12 protein-coding genes are annotated in these 13,121 nt (G+C 71.7%); 8 read left to right on the plus strand and 4 right to left on the minus strand.

What is annotated here, in order from left to right; genetic code table 11:
* Window positions 1-42 precede the first annotated feature (42 nt).
* Entirely contained in the window at window positions 43-1,479 is a 1,437-nt protein-coding gene (locus tag ABZ928_RS48095; protein WP_361534785.1) for an HtaA domain-containing protein, read from the minus strand.
* A gap of 114 nt (window positions 1,480-1,593) precedes the next feature.
* On the opposite strand from ABZ928_RS48095, the gene ABZ928_RS48100 reads away from it, so the two are divergent.
* The 7 genes from ABZ928_RS48100 (at window position 1,594) to ABZ928_RS48130 (ending at window position 9,514) form a co-directional block, all read left to right on the plus strand.
* Window positions 1,594-2,649 carry an ABC transporter substrate-binding protein gene (locus tag ABZ928_RS48100; RefSeq protein WP_361534788.1) on the plus strand — a complete coding sequence of 352 codons (1,056 nt, stop codon included), beginning with the start codon at window positions 1,594-1,596 and terminating at the stop codon, window positions 2,647-2,649.
* A gap of 2 nt (window positions 2,650-2,651) precedes the next feature.
* Window positions 2,652-3,743, plus strand: coding sequence for an iron ABC transporter permease (locus tag ABZ928_RS48105; protein WP_361534821.1), 1,092 nt, complete (start codon window positions 2,652-2,654; stop codon window positions 3,741-3,743).
* 506 nt (window positions 3,744-4,249) lie between these two features.
* The gene (locus ABZ928_RS48110) at window positions 4,250-5,071 is read left to right on the plus strand and encodes a heme ABC transporter ATP-binding protein (protein ID WP_361534791.1); all 822 of its coding nucleotides are present in this window, start codon (window positions 4,250-4,252) and stop codon (window positions 5,069-5,071) included.
* 189 nt (window positions 5,072-5,260) lie between these two features.
* Window positions 5,261-6,412, plus strand: a complete 1,152-nt coding sequence (gene efeO / locus ABZ928_RS48115) for an iron uptake system protein EfeO (protein WP_361534794.1) — start codon at window positions 5,261-5,263, stop codon at window positions 6,410-6,412.
* Window positions 6,413-6,429: 17 nt separating this feature from the next.
* Window positions 6,430-7,674, plus strand: coding sequence for an iron uptake transporter deferrochelatase/peroxidase subunit (gene efeB / locus ABZ928_RS48120; protein ID WP_361534797.1), 1,245 nt, complete (start codon window positions 6,430-6,432; stop codon window positions 7,672-7,674).
* A 3-nt stretch (window positions 7,675-7,677) separates the two neighbouring features.
* Entirely contained in the window at window positions 7,678-8,550 is an 873-nt protein-coding gene (efeU, locus tag ABZ928_RS48125) for an iron uptake transporter permease EfeU (RefSeq protein ID WP_361534800.1), read from the plus strand.
* Complete coding sequence (locus ABZ928_RS48130) at window positions 8,510-9,514, plus strand: hypothetical protein (RefSeq protein WP_361534803.1); 1,005 nt, start codon at window positions 8,510-8,512, stop codon at window positions 9,512-9,514. Before efeU ends, ABZ928_RS48130 begins: the two co-directional genes overlap by 41 nt.
* Window positions 9,515-9,526: 12 nt before the next feature.
* On the opposite strand, the gene ABZ928_RS48135 is transcribed toward ABZ928_RS48130, so the two are convergent.
* Window positions 9,527-10,261, minus strand: coding sequence for a bifunctional DNA primase/polymerase (locus tag ABZ928_RS48135; RefSeq protein ID WP_361534806.1), 735 nt, complete (start codon window positions 10,259-10,261; stop codon window positions 9,527-9,529).
* Window positions 10,262-10,437: 176 nt separating this feature from the next.
* Between ABZ928_RS48135 and ABZ928_RS48140 the strand changes: the two genes are divergently transcribed.
* Window positions 10,438-11,277: a glycerophosphodiester phosphodiesterase family protein gene (locus ABZ928_RS48140; protein WP_361534809.1), complete on the plus strand. Its 840-nt coding sequence runs from the start codon at window positions 10,438-10,440 to the stop codon at window positions 11,275-11,277.
* Here ABZ928_RS48140 and ABZ928_RS48145 read toward each other — a convergent pair.
* Window positions 11,256-11,864 (minus strand): TetR/AcrR family transcriptional regulator, encoded by a 609-nt coding sequence (locus ABZ928_RS48145; RefSeq protein ID WP_361534812.1) that lies wholly within the window; start codon window positions 11,862-11,864, stop codon window positions 11,256-11,258. The two genes, ABZ928_RS48140 and ABZ928_RS48145, sit on opposite strands and share 22 nt — an antisense overlap.
* 38 nt (window positions 11,865-11,902) lie before the next feature.
* Window positions 11,903-12,886 (minus strand): small ribosomal subunit Rsm22 family protein, encoded by a 984-nt coding sequence (locus tag ABZ928_RS48150; protein WP_361534815.1) that lies wholly within the window; start codon window positions 12,884-12,886, stop codon window positions 11,903-11,905.
* Window positions 12,887-13,121 lie beyond the last annotated feature (235 nt).

A 13,121-nucleotide genomic window follows, 5' to 3' on the forward strand; every position in this document is an offset into this window, starting at 1 on the left:
CCGGCCTGGACGGGTGTCAACAGGCGGACGGGGTGAGGGAGTTCAGTGCTCTTCCGGGGTCGCGGCGGGCGCCTCGGCCGTCCGCGTCCCGCGCCTGCGCAGCACCGCGAACACTGCGGCCGCCAGCAGAAGCGCCCCGGCCGCGAGGCCGATCGGGAGGGCGGGGAAGCCGTCGTCCGTGGCGGCGTCGGCCGCGACCGGCTCGGTCGAGGCCGCCGGGGACGCCGGGGTGGTGGCGGCCTGGGTTCCGGTCGGTGTGGGGGTGCTGCCCAGGTCGGGGAGGGCGGGGAGTCGCGCGTCGTCGGTGAGGGCGACGGCGAGGGACACCGGGTCCATCTCGGTGCCCGCCTGGTACATGCCGGCGAAGGCCTTGGCGCCCTCGGCGGTGAGTTTCGCGGGGGCTTCGGTGATTCGGGCGAGGCCGTTCTTCGCCTTGAGGTTCTTCGCGGTGAAGGTGACCAGGGGGACCTTCTTTCCGGTGAAGTCGGCGGTCGCGACATCGGCGTAGAGCGTGCCCTCGCCGTTCTCGTGCTCGACGGCGGCTCGTACGGCGCTCAGCTCCAGATCGAGGCCGTGGGCGCCGGTGAAGCGCACCGCGCCCTTGAAGGACGCCGTCAAGTCGCCGCTCTTGAAGGTGCCTTCGCCGTCCGGGAAGCGGAAGAGGGCTCCGCCGTCCTGGGCGCCGGAGGTCAGGGTCCACTTGCCCTGGGCGATGTCGCCGGTGACGTACTCGCGGAAGGTACGGCGGACGCCCCAGTCGACGGCGCCGTCCTTGATGCCGCTACCCGAAGTCTCCTTCTTCTCGGGGGACTTCGACTTGGTGGCGGTGGGTGCCGGGGACGCCTTAGCCGCCTGTACGTCCGCCGACAGGCTCACGGGGTCGAGGGCGGTCCCGGCGGTGTAGTAGCCCGCGAAGGACTCGGCGCCCTGTGAAGTGAGCGTGGCCGGGAGGTTGTTGAGGACGACCGCGGTTCCGCCGCCCCTCATGTCGATCCCGCCCAGGGAGAGGGAGGCGAAGGGCACCTGGCGGGACGTCGTGACCGTCCCGGTGTCCTTCGCCTTGCTGGTGACGTCCACGTAGAGGGTCCCGGAGGAGCCCGAGACGCGGACGGTGGGGCGGCTGAGGGTGAGGTCGAGCTGGTAGGTCCCGGCGTCGGTCTTGTGGCCGACGAAGTGGACCCCGCCGGAGAAGGCGGCGGTGAAGGCGCCGGTGTCGCCGTCGTAGGAGCCGGTCGCCGAGTGGAAGCGGAACGCTCCGCCGCCGACGGTCGCCGCGCCGCCGGTCAGGGAGTAACTCCCCTTGGCGATGGGCCCGGTGACATAGCTCTGGAACGAGGACTTGATGCCCCAGTCGAGCCGGCCGCCCTGCACGGTACGGCTCGCGGCGTGCGCGGCGGTCGCCGGGAGCGCGACCCCGAGGACGGACCCCAGGACGACCGCACAGACCGCGGTGACCAGGGCACGAAGGCGTGCGGGCATGGAGAGTCCTCCGGATACGACTGCCGGTAGCGAGCGAAGGTAAGGCTAACCTAAGCTCTCCTGGGGCAGGAGCGACAGGTTTCCTGCCGCCTGACCTAAGGAGCGGACGGACCAGTGCGACGCTTGCGCACACGACTGGCGGGTGCACTGCTGACGGTGCTCGCCCTCACGACGGCGACGGCCTGCGGGGGTGGCACGGCGGCGACGCCCGCGCCGAAGGGCACGGACTCCACGAAGGCCACGGACGCCACGGACTCCAACCGTGTCGAGCCCCTCGCCGGCACCCCCACCCCTCAGCTGCCCGTCACCGTCGACTCCGCCGACGGCGAGAAGGTGACCGTCGAGCGGGCCGAGCGGATCGTGCCGCTCTCCGGGAGCCTCAGCGAGATCGTCTTCACGCTCGGGCTCGGGGAGCGGGTCGTCGCGCGGGACATCACGACCACGTTCGCGCAGGCGGCGAAGTTGCCGGTCGTCACCCGGGGCCATGACGTCTCCGCGGAGAGCGTGCTGTCGCTCAAGCCGGACCTGGTGCTCGCCGAGACGACGACCGGGCCCGAGGAGGCCATGGACCAGATCCGGGCGGCGGGGGTTCCGGTGCTCGTGGTGGATCCGGCGGACGGGCTCGACGACGTCGGTACGCGGATCGGGGCGGTGGCGGACGCGCTGGGCGTGGCGAAGGCGGGCCGGGAGCTGACCGAACGGTCCGAGCGGCGGATCGCCGCGGTGCGGAAGCAGGTTCCGAAGACGGATCCGAAGACGGATCCGCAGACGAAGAAGAAGCCTCGCGTCGCCTTCCTCTACCTCCGCGGGTCCGCGTCCGTGTACCTGATCGGCGGCAAGGGTTCCGGGGCCACGTCTCTGATCGAGGCGGCCGGGGCGGTCGATGCCGGAGCCGCGTCGGGGCTGACGAAGGACTTCACCGCGATCACCAGTGAGGCGCTCGTGAAGGCCGCGCCGGACGCGATTCTCGTCATGACCAAGGGACTTGAGTCCGTCGGCGGTATCGACGGGCTGGTCAAGATTCCCGGAGTCGCCCAGACCCCGGCCGGGATGGACCGCCGGGTCGTCTCGGTCGAGGACGGGGTTCTCCTCAACTACGGGCCGCGTACCGACCAGGTGCTCAAGTCGGTCGTGGAGCAGCTGTACGAGAAGGACGGCGGTGCGGCGTGACGGTGCTGGAGAAGGCGGCGGCTCGGACGGAGGCGGGCGGTACGGCCGAATCCCCGCCCCGGAGACGGCGGTCCACGGCGTGGCTGCTGACCGTCGGGCTGGTCGTCGGGCTGCTGGTGCTGGTGCCGGTCGCGGCGGGGGTGGGGGCGTATCCGATTCCGGTCGGGGAGGTGCTCGGGTCCGTGCAGCACCGACTCGGGCTCGGTGGCGGCGAGTTGGACCGGGTCGCCGAGTCCGTGCTGTGGAACGTGCGGTTCCCCCGGATCGTGCTCGCGCTGCTGGTCGGGGCGTCGTTGGGGTGTGCGGGGGCGCTGATGCAGGGGGTGTTCGGAAACCCGCTGGCCGAGCCGGGGGTAATCGGCGTGTCGTCCGGGGCGGCGGTGGGGGCCGTCGCCGCGATCGCCTTCGGGCTCAACTTCCTTGGTACGTGGACGGTTTCGGCGTTCGCGTTCGTCGCGGGGCTGGGGACGGTGCTGCTGGTGTACGCGATGTCCCGGTCCGGGGGGCGTACGGAGGTCGTGACGCTCATCCTCACGGGGATCGCGGTGAACGCGTTCGCGGGGGCGGCGATCGGGCTGTTCCTCTTCTTCGCGGACACGGCCGCCGTCAACCAGATCACCTTCTGGCAGTTGGGCTCCTTGGCGCAGGCCACGTGGCCGAAGGTGCTGGCCGTCCTGCCGTGCGCGGTGCTCGGGCTGGCGGTGGCTCCCTTGTACGCGCGGCGGTTGGACCTGCTGTCGCTGGGCGAACGGCCGGCTCGGCACCTCGGGGTGGACGTGGAGCGGCTGCGGATCGTCCTGGTCCTGGTGATCGCACTCCTGACGGCCGCCGCGGTGAGCGTGTCGGGGATCATCAGCTTCGTGGGCCTGGTGGTTCCGCACCTCCTGCGGATGGCGGCCGGCCCGGGGCATCGGTTCCTTGTGCCGGGCAGTGCGTTGCTGGGAGCCCTGGTGCTGCTCGCGGCGGACCTGACCGCACGGACGGTCGCCGCCCCGGCGGAGCTGCCACTGGGGGTACTGACAGCTCTGCTGGGGAGCCCGTTCTTCTTCTGGCTGCTGCGAAGGACTCGACGGCGGCAGGGGGGATGGGCGTAGGGGTCGTGTGGCGGGTGCGGGTGAGTGGGGGCTCGTCGCGCAGTTCCCCGCGCCCCTAAGGGAGTCGGCCTGACCGCCCGCTTCCACGCACGGCCCACCAAGCCACACAAGCCACCAAGCCCCGCGCCACACAAGCCCTGACTATCGCGCCTCACAGGCCCGCCGCCCTCCGCGCCACGCAGGCCCTGACTATCGCGCCGCACAGGCCCGCCGCCCTCCGCGCCACACAAGCCCCTGACTATCGCGCCGCACACGCCCGCCGCCCCCCGCGCCACACAAGCCCCGCCCCCGTCTCGTGCAGGCCCGCCGCGACCCCCGCGCCACACAGGCTCCCGCCCCCGTCCCGCCCAGACTGCGGGCATTCGTGCCGCTTAGGGCGGCACGGGTGGGCGCAGGCGGCGCCCCGTAAGCGCCGGGCCGCGCGACCCACCCCCGCCGAGCGCCGACCCCGGCACCCCGCCGACACGCCCGCCCATCGACCGCCCCGATCCCAAAGGAACCCCGCGATGAGACTCCTCCGCAACCGCCCCACTCCCCCGGCCCCCGCCGAACCCGGAGACATCCTCGCCACCGCCGAAGACCTCCACGTCCGGCTCGGCCCCCGCGAAGTCCTCAGCGGTGTCTCCGTCACCGTCCGCGCCGGTGAAGTGCTCGCCCTCGTAGGGCCCAACGGCGCCGGGAAGTCCACCCTCCTCGGCGCCCTCGCCGCTGACATCCCGGTCGCCGCCGGCGTCGTACGTATTCACGGGCGGCCCGCCACGGAGTGGTCCGCGCCCGAGCTCGCCCTCCGCCGGGCCGTTCTCCCCCAGTCCGCCTCTCTCTCCTTTCCGTTCACGGTCGAGGAGGTCGTACGGATGGGACGGGCGCCGTGGGCCGTCGCCGCGCCCGAGGACGATGACCTCGCCGTCGAGGAAGCCATGCGGCAGACAGAGGTGACCGGGTTCGCGCCGCGGTCCTTCTCCGCGCTCAGTGGAGGGGAACGCGCCCGCGTCGCGCTCGCCCGGGTGCTTGCCCAGCGCGCGCCCCTGCTGCTGCTCGACGAACCGACCGCCGCGCTCGACCTCAGGCATCAGGAGCTGGTGCTCGGCGTGTGCCGGGAGCGGGCCCGGGCCGGGGACGCCGTTGTCGTCGTGCTGCACGATCTGGGGCTCGCGGCGGCGTACGCGCACCGGGTCGCGATTCTGCGCGCCGGGCGGGTGGTCGCGGACGGGGCGCCGGAGGAAGTCCTCGATCAGACGCTGCTGTCGGAGGTGTATGAGCAGGCCGTTGAGGTGTTTCCGCATCCGCGGACCGGGGCGTTGCTCGTAAACCCGAAGCGGAACCTTTGAATCTCCTTTGACCATCACTTGGGGTCCGTTTTGAGTCACCGTGATCGGCTCGTGCTCTTACACCGTCTATGAGAGGTGAATCACCGAACAGAGGGGTATCACGCAGGTAAGCCTCAGATAAGTTAGGCGAGCCTCACCAAACGGTGTGAGTCCTGTCACGCGCCTTTTCGGCCACCCCGGGAGCCCCGCATGCGAGCCGTCCGACTGTCCGCCGTCACCGCCACCGCCACCGTGGCGGCCCTGACCGCTCTCACCGGGTGCACCGAGAAAGGCTCGGAGAGCGACGACCGGGTGATCAACGTGACCGCCACCGACAGCAAGTGCGAGGTGTCGAAGAAGGAGTTCCCGGCCGGGCACGTCGAGCTCGCCATCGAGAACAAGGGCTCCAAGGTCACCGAGGTCTACATCCTCTTCCCGGACGACCGGGTCGTCTCCGAGCGCGAGAACATCGGCCCCGGCACCAAGCAGACCGTCACCGCCGAGGTGAAGGCCGGCGACTACACGATCGCCTGCAAGCCCGGCATGAAGGGCGACGGCATCCGCCAGGACGTCAAGGCCACCGGCGGCAGCGCCGCCAAGCGCGACCCCCGCCTCGACAAGGCCGTCGCCGCGTACCGCACCTACGCGCAGGAGCAGGCCGACGCCACGCTGCCGCTCGCCACGGCCTTCGCCAAGGCCGTCAAGGACGGGGACATCGAGGCCGCCAAGGCCGCCTACGCGCCCTCCCGCATCGGCTGGGAGCGCACCGAGCCCGTCGCCGAGTCCTTCGGTGACATCGACCCGAAGGTCGACGTGCGCGAGGACGGTCTGGAGGCCGGGCAGGACCCCGCCACCGACTGGACCGGCTGGCACCGCCTGGAGAAGTCCCTCTGGAAGGACAAGAAGCTCACCGCCCGCGACTCCGAGCTCGCCGACCAGCTGATCACCGACCTCACCGACTGGCAGAAGCGCGTCGGCAAGGCCGAGATCACCCCCACCTCCATGGCCAACGGCGCCAAGGAACTCCTCGACGAGGTCGCCACCGGCAAGGTCACCGGCGAGGAGGAGCGCTACTCGCACACCGACCTCGTCGACTTCAAGGCCAATGTCGAGGGCGCGGAGAAGTCGTACGAGCTGCTCAAGTCCGTGGCCAAGGAGAACGACGCCGCCCTGGTCACCGAACTCGACAAGCAGTTCGCCGCGTTGAACACGCTGCTCGACAAGTACCGGACCGACAAGGCGTCGTACGACTTCGTCTCGTACGACAAGGTCACCAAGGCCCAGCAGAAGGAGCTGTCCGACGCGGTGAACGCGCTCGCGGAGCCGCTGTCCAAGCTCGCCGCCGCCGTCGTCGCGAAGTGAAGCAGGGGGTGTCCGACATGGCCGACAACTCACCTTCCCCTTCCCGCCGTTCCCTCATCGGCTGGGGCGGTGCCGGGCTCGCGCTCGGCGCCGCCGCGGCCGGCGGGGCGGTGGCGATGACCCGTACCGGCAACGACGTCGATCCGGCGGCCGCCGAGGCCGGGGCCGCCGTCGCGTTCCATGGCGCCCACCAGGCCGGTATCGCCACTCCCGTGCAGGACCGGCTGCACTTCGCCGCGTTCGACGTGAAGACCGAGGACCGCGCCGAGTTCGTGCAGATGCTCAAGGACTGGACGGCGGCGGCGCGGCGGATGACCGGTGGGCAGGCCGTCGGGGAAGGGGCGTACGGCGGGCTCGCCGAGGCTCCGCCGGACGACACCGGTGAGGCCCTCGGGCTCAAGCCCTCCCGGCTGACCCTCACCATCGGGTTCGGGCCGTCCCTGTTCGACAAGTTCGGGCTGGCCGACCAGCGGCCCGACGGGCTCTTCGAGCTGCCCAAGTTCGCCGGGGACGCCCTCGACAAGACCCGCAGCGACGGCGATCTGTGCGTCCAGGCCTGTGCCGATGATCCGCAGGTCGCCGTGCACGCCATCCGCAACCTGGCCCGGATCGGGTTCGGCAAGGTCGTCATCCGCTGGTCGCAGCTCGGCTTCGGGAAGACCTCCTCCACCACCCCCGAGGCGCAGACTCCGCGCAACCTCATGGGGTTCAAGGACGGCACCCGCAACATCGCGGGGACCGAGACGGACCGGCTGAAGAAGTTCGTGTGGGTAGACGAGAAGGACGGGCCCGAGTGGCTGGTCGGCGGGTCGTATCTCGTGGCCCGGCGGATCCGTATGCACATCGAGACCTGGGACCGCACCTCCTTGCAGGAGCAGGAGGACATCTTCGGCCGTGACAAGGGCGAGGGCGCCCCGGTCGGCAAGGCCAAGGAGCGCGACGAGCCGTTCCTGAAGGCGATGAAGCCCGACGCGCACGTCCGGCTCGCCCACCCCGAGTCCAACCACGGGTCGACGATCCTGCGCCGCGGCTACTCCTTCACCGACGGCACCGACGGACTGGGCCGGCTGGAGGCGGGCCTGTTCTTCCTGGCCTACCAGCGGGACGTCCAGAACGGCTTCGTCCGGATCCAGCGCAATCTGGCGACGGACGCGCTCAACGAGTACATCCAGCACGTGGGTTCGGCGGTGTTCGCCGTCCCGCCAGGCGTCCGTGACAAGGACGACTGGTGGGGCAGCACACTGTTCGGCAAGGAGGCGTAAGCCGTGTTCAGCAACTATCTGATCGGTCTGCGCGAGGGCCTCGAAGCCTCTCTCGTCGTCTGCATCCTCATCGCCTATCTGGTGAAGACGGACCGCAGGGACGCGCTCAGGCCCATCTGGATCGGCATCGGGGTCGCCGTCGCCCTCGCGCTCGGCTTCGGCTGCGCGCTCGAATTCGGCTCCCAGGAGCTGACGTTCAAGGCGCAGGAGGCGCTCGGCGGCTCCCTGTCGGTCCTCGCCGTCGTCCTGGTGACGTGGATGGTCTTCTGGATGCGGCGCACCGCCCGGCATCTCAAGACCGAACTGCACGGCAAGCTGGACGCGGCCCTGCAAATGGGCACGGGGGCACTGGTCGCCACCGCGTTCCTCGCGGTCGGCCGGGAGGGCCTGGAGACGTCCCTGTTCGTGTGGGCGTCCGTGCACGCGGCCGGGGACGGCACCCCGCGCCCCCTGATCGGGGTGGCGCTGGGCATCGCGACGGCGATCGTGCTCGGCTGGCTGTTCTACCGGGGCGCGCTGCGGATCAACCTCGCCAAGTTCTTCACGTGGACCGGCGGAATGCTGGTCGTCGTGGCGGCGGGTGTGCTGGCGTACGGCTTCCACGACCTCCAGGAGGCCGACTGGCTGCCGGGGCTGACAAACAAGGCCTTCGACATCTCCGGCGCCATCCCGCCGGACAGCTGGTACGGCACCCTGCTGAAGGGCGTCTTCAACTTCCAGCCGGACCCGACGGTCCTCCAGGTCACGGTGTGGCTGCTGTACCTGATCCCGACGCTCGCCCTGTTCCTCGCCCCGGTAGGGTTCGCCTCCGGGAAGGGGAAGGTGAAGGCATCCGATGAGCAGGGATCGCAGCCCTCGAAGGCTCCGCAGGCTTGACCGGAGGGTGCGGATAGCGGCCTCGTTGACCGCTTTGTCGCTGACGGCGAGCGGGTGCGTGGTGGTCCACGGGGAGCGCGAGGTGCTCCCCGCGACCACCAAGGCCGAAGCCGCGAAGGCTCTTGAGCAGTTCACGACCGCGTACAACAACGCCGACAAGGCGTACGACAGTTCACTGGACGCGGACTACGTCACCGGGCCGCTCGCCGACATCGACTCGGCGCGGCTGAAGGCCGGCAAGGTGACCAGCCCGGCGGGCAACGCGAACCACTCGCCGCTGAAGCTGTCCGACGTCACGTACACGATCCCCAAGAAGGCCGGCTGGCCGCGCTGGTTCCTCGCCGACGCCGGAGCCAACAAGGGCGGCGCGGCGCGCTGGCTGTTCGTGTTCACCCGCAGCAGCCTCGACGACCCGTTCCAGGTGGCGTTCCTGACGCTCGTCGCGCCCGACGACGTACCGGAGTTCAGCACGGACCAGGACGGCTGGGCCGAGGCGGTCCCCGCGAACTCCGCCGAACTCGCCGTCGCCCCGCGGGACTTGAGCCCCGACTACGCGACCTACCTGGAGAAGGGCGAGGGGAAGGCCTTCGCCGACGGCACGCACACCAGCGGATGGCGCACCCAGCGCGTGAAGGACGCCAAGCAGCCGGGGCGGGCCACGCAGTACATCGACGAGCCGGTGACCGACGGCGATTACGCCCCGCTGGCGCTGCGCACGAAGGACGGCGGCGCGCTGGTGTTCTTCACCACCCGCCACTACGTGAAGCAGACCGCGTACGCGGGCACCTCGCTCCCCGACCAGAACGCGGCCGTCGACGCCCTGACGACCGGCGAGGTCAAGCAGTCGCTGACGATGGAGTTCGTCTCCAACGAGGTCGCCCTGGACCCGGCGAAGGGCGCCGACGGCGGGCAGGTGTCGGTACTGGGACGGATCCAGGGGCTGACGTCCGCGAAGGGCGAGTGACCTACGGCGCGTTCAGCCGCGCAGGGGCCAGGCCGCGGCGACGTGGTCGGGCTCCTCGCCGGCCCAGCGGGCGCCGGCGTCGGTGAGGATCTCCAGGAGGCTCAGCGGGTCGGGCAGCGGGTGCTCGGGGCCGCGTACCCAGTGCACGGACTGGCCGTCACCGGGGAGCCGGGCGGGCGGTACGAGGACGTAGGAGCCGCGGCAGTGCCAGCGCAGGCCCGGGTGCTCGTCCATCGTCTCGGGGTGGCAGTCCAGCTCGCACGGCCACCACTCGTCCTCGTCCTCGGGGGTGCCGCGGGTGAGGGTGAAGAACATGAGGCGGCCGTCGTCGCTCTCGGCGACCGGGCCGACCTCGATGCCGGAGGCGAGCAGCCGCTCCAGGGCCTCGCGGCCGGCTTCCAGGGGCAGGTCCAGGACGTCGTGCGTCATGCCGGTCGCGGTGATGAAGTTGGCCTGCGGCTGATGCCGGGCCCAGCGCTCGATCTGGCCGCGGTCGGTGGTGGACTGGGTCTGCCAGGCGAAGGAGACGGGGTGCCGGGCGGGGGTCGGACAGCCGATGCGGTCGCAGGAACAGCGGTAGCCGGGGGCCGGATGCGCGGCGGGCGCGAGGGGCAGTCCCGCCCCGGCGGCGGCCAGCAGCAGGGCCTCACGGCCGCCGTCGTCGGCGGCCTCCTTCGGGCGGCGTCCCCGCAGCCACTGGGTGAGTCTGCCCTGCAGGCCGGTCAGGCCGCCTACCTCCGCGCTCATCTATCCCCTCACCTTGCCGTGGTCCCGACAGCATGCCCTATGGTCCCACCATCCTGCGCTCCGGGGGGCCGGAGCCGACAACCGGGGTACGTGGGACAGGGCGTACCGGGTTCGGGGATCGGGTGTCATCGCCCGCTTTGGCGGGATTTGCCCTCCCGGCGCCTACCGTGGTCGTCATGGTCACGAGGATCGCGCTGACGGGCCTGGTTTCGGCGACTTCCCTGGTCTCGCTGATGGGACCCACGATCCCGCTGGAATGGGGACCCGGCCCCCTGACGGTCGACTCACTGCCCCGTGTGACATACGTCGCCCATCGCGGCGGCGCCCGCGAGGTCCCCGAGAACAGCATGTCGGGCCTGATGGCGGCCCACCGGCGCGGTACGGCGCAGGTGCTCGACTTCGACACCCGCATGCTGCGCGACGGCACGCTCGTCGTCCTGCACGATCCGCTGCTCAACCGCACGACGTACTCGGGCGGCGAGGTGCGCGGACTGACCCTGCGGGACTGGCGGGGCGTACGGCTGCGGCCGAAGGCCTCCCTGCCGGGCAGCTGGCGGTCGGAGCGGCCGCCGACGGTCGCCGAGGTGCTGGACCGGCTGGGCGGGCGGGTCGTGCTGATGCTGGAGGCGAAGGATCCGCGGAGCCTGGGGCGGCTGGCGGCCCTGATCCGGTCCCGCGGTCTGACCCGCTCGGTGATCGTGCACTCCAACGACCCCGAGGTGGCCCGGCGGGTCCACCGGGCCGGGCTGGTGAGCGGCCTGTGGCGCTCGGCCCGGCAGCTGCGCACCGACCGCCCCGAGCGCTGGCGGTCCTTCGTGGACGTCCTGGACGTCGACCACAAGGCACGCGACGCGGACCTGCTCCGGGCGGTGCGCTCGGGCGTCCGCCGGGTCTGGGCGCACACCGTGGTACGGCCGCGGCAGCGGGACCGGGTGCTGGCGCTGGGCTGCGACGGGGTGGTCACGGATGCGCCGGGGCGGCTGGCGCGGGTGCCTCAGCGGGGTGCCAGGCCGTAGAGGGCGTAGTCGACGAGGGTGTCCGTGTACGCGTACGAGATCGGGCCGGTGTGCTGGAGCCAGCGCTGGGCGAGCGGTGAGACGAAGAGTTCCAGGGCGATGCGCGGGTCGATGTCCGGGCGTACGGCACCGGCGTCCTGGGCTGAACGCAGGCGCTGCACGTACAGCTGGAGCGAGGGTTCGAGGAGCTTGGCGACGAACTCGCGGCCGAGCTCCTCGTTGACGAGGCCCTCGGCGGCCAGGGCTCGGGAGGGGGTCTCGAAGCGAGGGTCGCGCAGTTCGTCCACGGTGGCGCGCAGTACGCCCTTGAGGTCCGCGGCCAGGTCTCCGGTGTCGGGGATGACGTACTGCTCCCGCCCCTCCCCCGCCTGTCCGCTCAGGTCGAGGAACGCCTCAAGGAGGACGTCCGCCTTCGACGACCACCAGCGGTAGATCGTCTGCTTGCCGACGCCCGCGCGGGCCGCGATGCCCTCGATCGTGGTCTTGGGGTAACCGACCTCACCGACGAGGGCGAGGGCAGCGTCGTAGATCGCGCGGCGGGACTTCTCGCTGCGGCGGGCGGTGTCGGGGGCGGACTGCTTGACCATGGGGCGACGGTAGCAGGGCGGTGAGACGGGGCGTCTCGTCAGCGCGGCGGCCAGGGGTCGCCCCAGTCCGCGTCGCGGGCCGCCTTGTACAGGTCGCCGTGGCGTTTGGTGACCGTGGTGCGGGACAGCCGTTCCTCCGTCTCGCACAGGTCCAGGAGGACCTGGCCCTTGCGGATCTGGGGGCGCCGGACGATGCGGTTCGGGGCCGGGGAGACCGGGGCGCGGGTCGCGGCGACGTAGCTGAACTTCTCGTCCTCGTAGGGCAGGGAGCCGCCCTTCACCTTGCGGTGGAGGGAGGAGCGGCTGACCCTCGCCGAGAAGTGGCACCAGTCCTCGCCGGGGACGATCGGACAGGCCGCGCTGTGCGGGCAGGGGGCGGCGACGCTGAAGCCGGCGGCGATCAGGCGGTCGCGGGCCTCGATGACACGGGCGTAGCCGGCGGGGGTGCCGGCCTCGACGATCACCACGGCCCGGGCGGCGGTCGCGGCGGCGTCCACGAGTGCCGTGCGGTCGGCGGGGGTGAGTTCGTTGAGGACGTACGAGACGGTGACCAGGTCGGTGGGGTCCAGGATGAGCGCGGTGCCGATCCTGGAGCGCCGCCAACTCGCTTCGCGGAGCGCCGGGTTGGCCTCGGCGATCTCCCTGCCGAGGGCGAGGGCGGGCTCGGCCCAGTCGAGGACGGTGACGGGGCGGGTGCCGGACCAGGTGGCGGTGACGGCCCAGGTCGCCGCGCCCGTGCCACCGCCGATGTCGGTGTGGCTGCCGGGGGTCCAGTCGGGTACGGCCTCCGCGAACGCCTCCAGCGCGGCGCGTACGGCTTCGAAGGTGGCCGGCATCCGGTAGGCGGCGTATGCGGCGACGTCGGCGCGGTCCCGGAGGATGGGGGCGTCGGTGGGGGTGGTGCCCCGGTAGTTGGCGATGAGGCGGTCCACCGCCTGGGCGGCCTGCTTCGGGGGGAGGCCGTCGAGGAGGGTCGAGAGGGTGGCGCGGAGGGTCTCGGCCGGGGCTGCGGGGGCGTTCACCCGGTGATTCTAGAGGGGCCCGTGCGGGTGCGGGCCTTGCGGATCTCGCCCCCGCCGCCCCTACCCGTCCCGTCCCTGGGGGCTGCCGCCCCCAGACCCCTGCTTCGGCCCTGAAGGGGCCTCTTCCTCAAACGCCGGACGGGCTGAAAAACCCAGCCCCTCCGGCGTTTGAGGAGCGGGGTCTGGGGCGGAGCCCCAGAAGGATGGGACGGGTAGGGGCGGCGGGGGCGAGAAA

This window comes from Streptomyces sp. NPDC046909, from assembly GCF_040644695.1.
Taxonomy (GTDB): domain Bacteria; phylum Actinomycetota; class Actinomycetes; order Streptomycetales; family Streptomycetaceae; genus Streptomyces.

What these genes read in the sequence shown, in the direction of transcription:
- ABZ928_RS48095 (WP_361534785.1), bottom strand. Translation starts at nt 1,479, where the DNA reads ATGCCCGCACGCCTTCGTGCCCTGGTCACCGCGGTCTGTGCGGTCGTC.
- ABZ928_RS48110 (WP_361534791.1), top strand. Translation starts at nt 4,250, where the DNA reads ATGAGACTCCTCCGCAACCGCCCCACTCCCCCGGCCCCCGCCGAACCC.
- efeO (WP_361534794.1), top strand. Translation starts at nt 5,261, where the DNA reads ATGCGAGCCGTCCGACTGTCCGCCGTCACCGCCACCGCCACCGTGGCG.
- efeB (WP_361534797.1), top strand. Translation starts at nt 6,430, where the DNA reads ATGGCCGACAACTCACCTTCCCCTTCCCGCCGTTCCCTCATCGGCTGG.
- ABZ928_RS48130 (WP_361534803.1), top strand. Translation starts at nt 8,510, where the DNA reads ATGAGCAGGGATCGCAGCCCTCGAAGGCTCCGCAGGCTTGACCGGAGG.
- ABZ928_RS48135 (WP_361534806.1), bottom strand. Translation starts at nt 10,261, where the DNA reads ATGAGCGCGGAGGTAGGCGGCCTGACCGGCCTGCAGGGCAGACTCACC.
- ABZ928_RS48140 (WP_361534809.1), top strand. Translation starts at nt 10,438, where the DNA reads ATGGTCACGAGGATCGCGCTGACGGGCCTGGTTTCGGCGACTTCCCTG.
- ABZ928_RS48145 (WP_361534812.1), bottom strand. Translation starts at nt 11,864, where the DNA reads ATGGTCAAGCAGTCCGCCCCCGACACCGCCCGCCGCAGCGAGAAGTCC.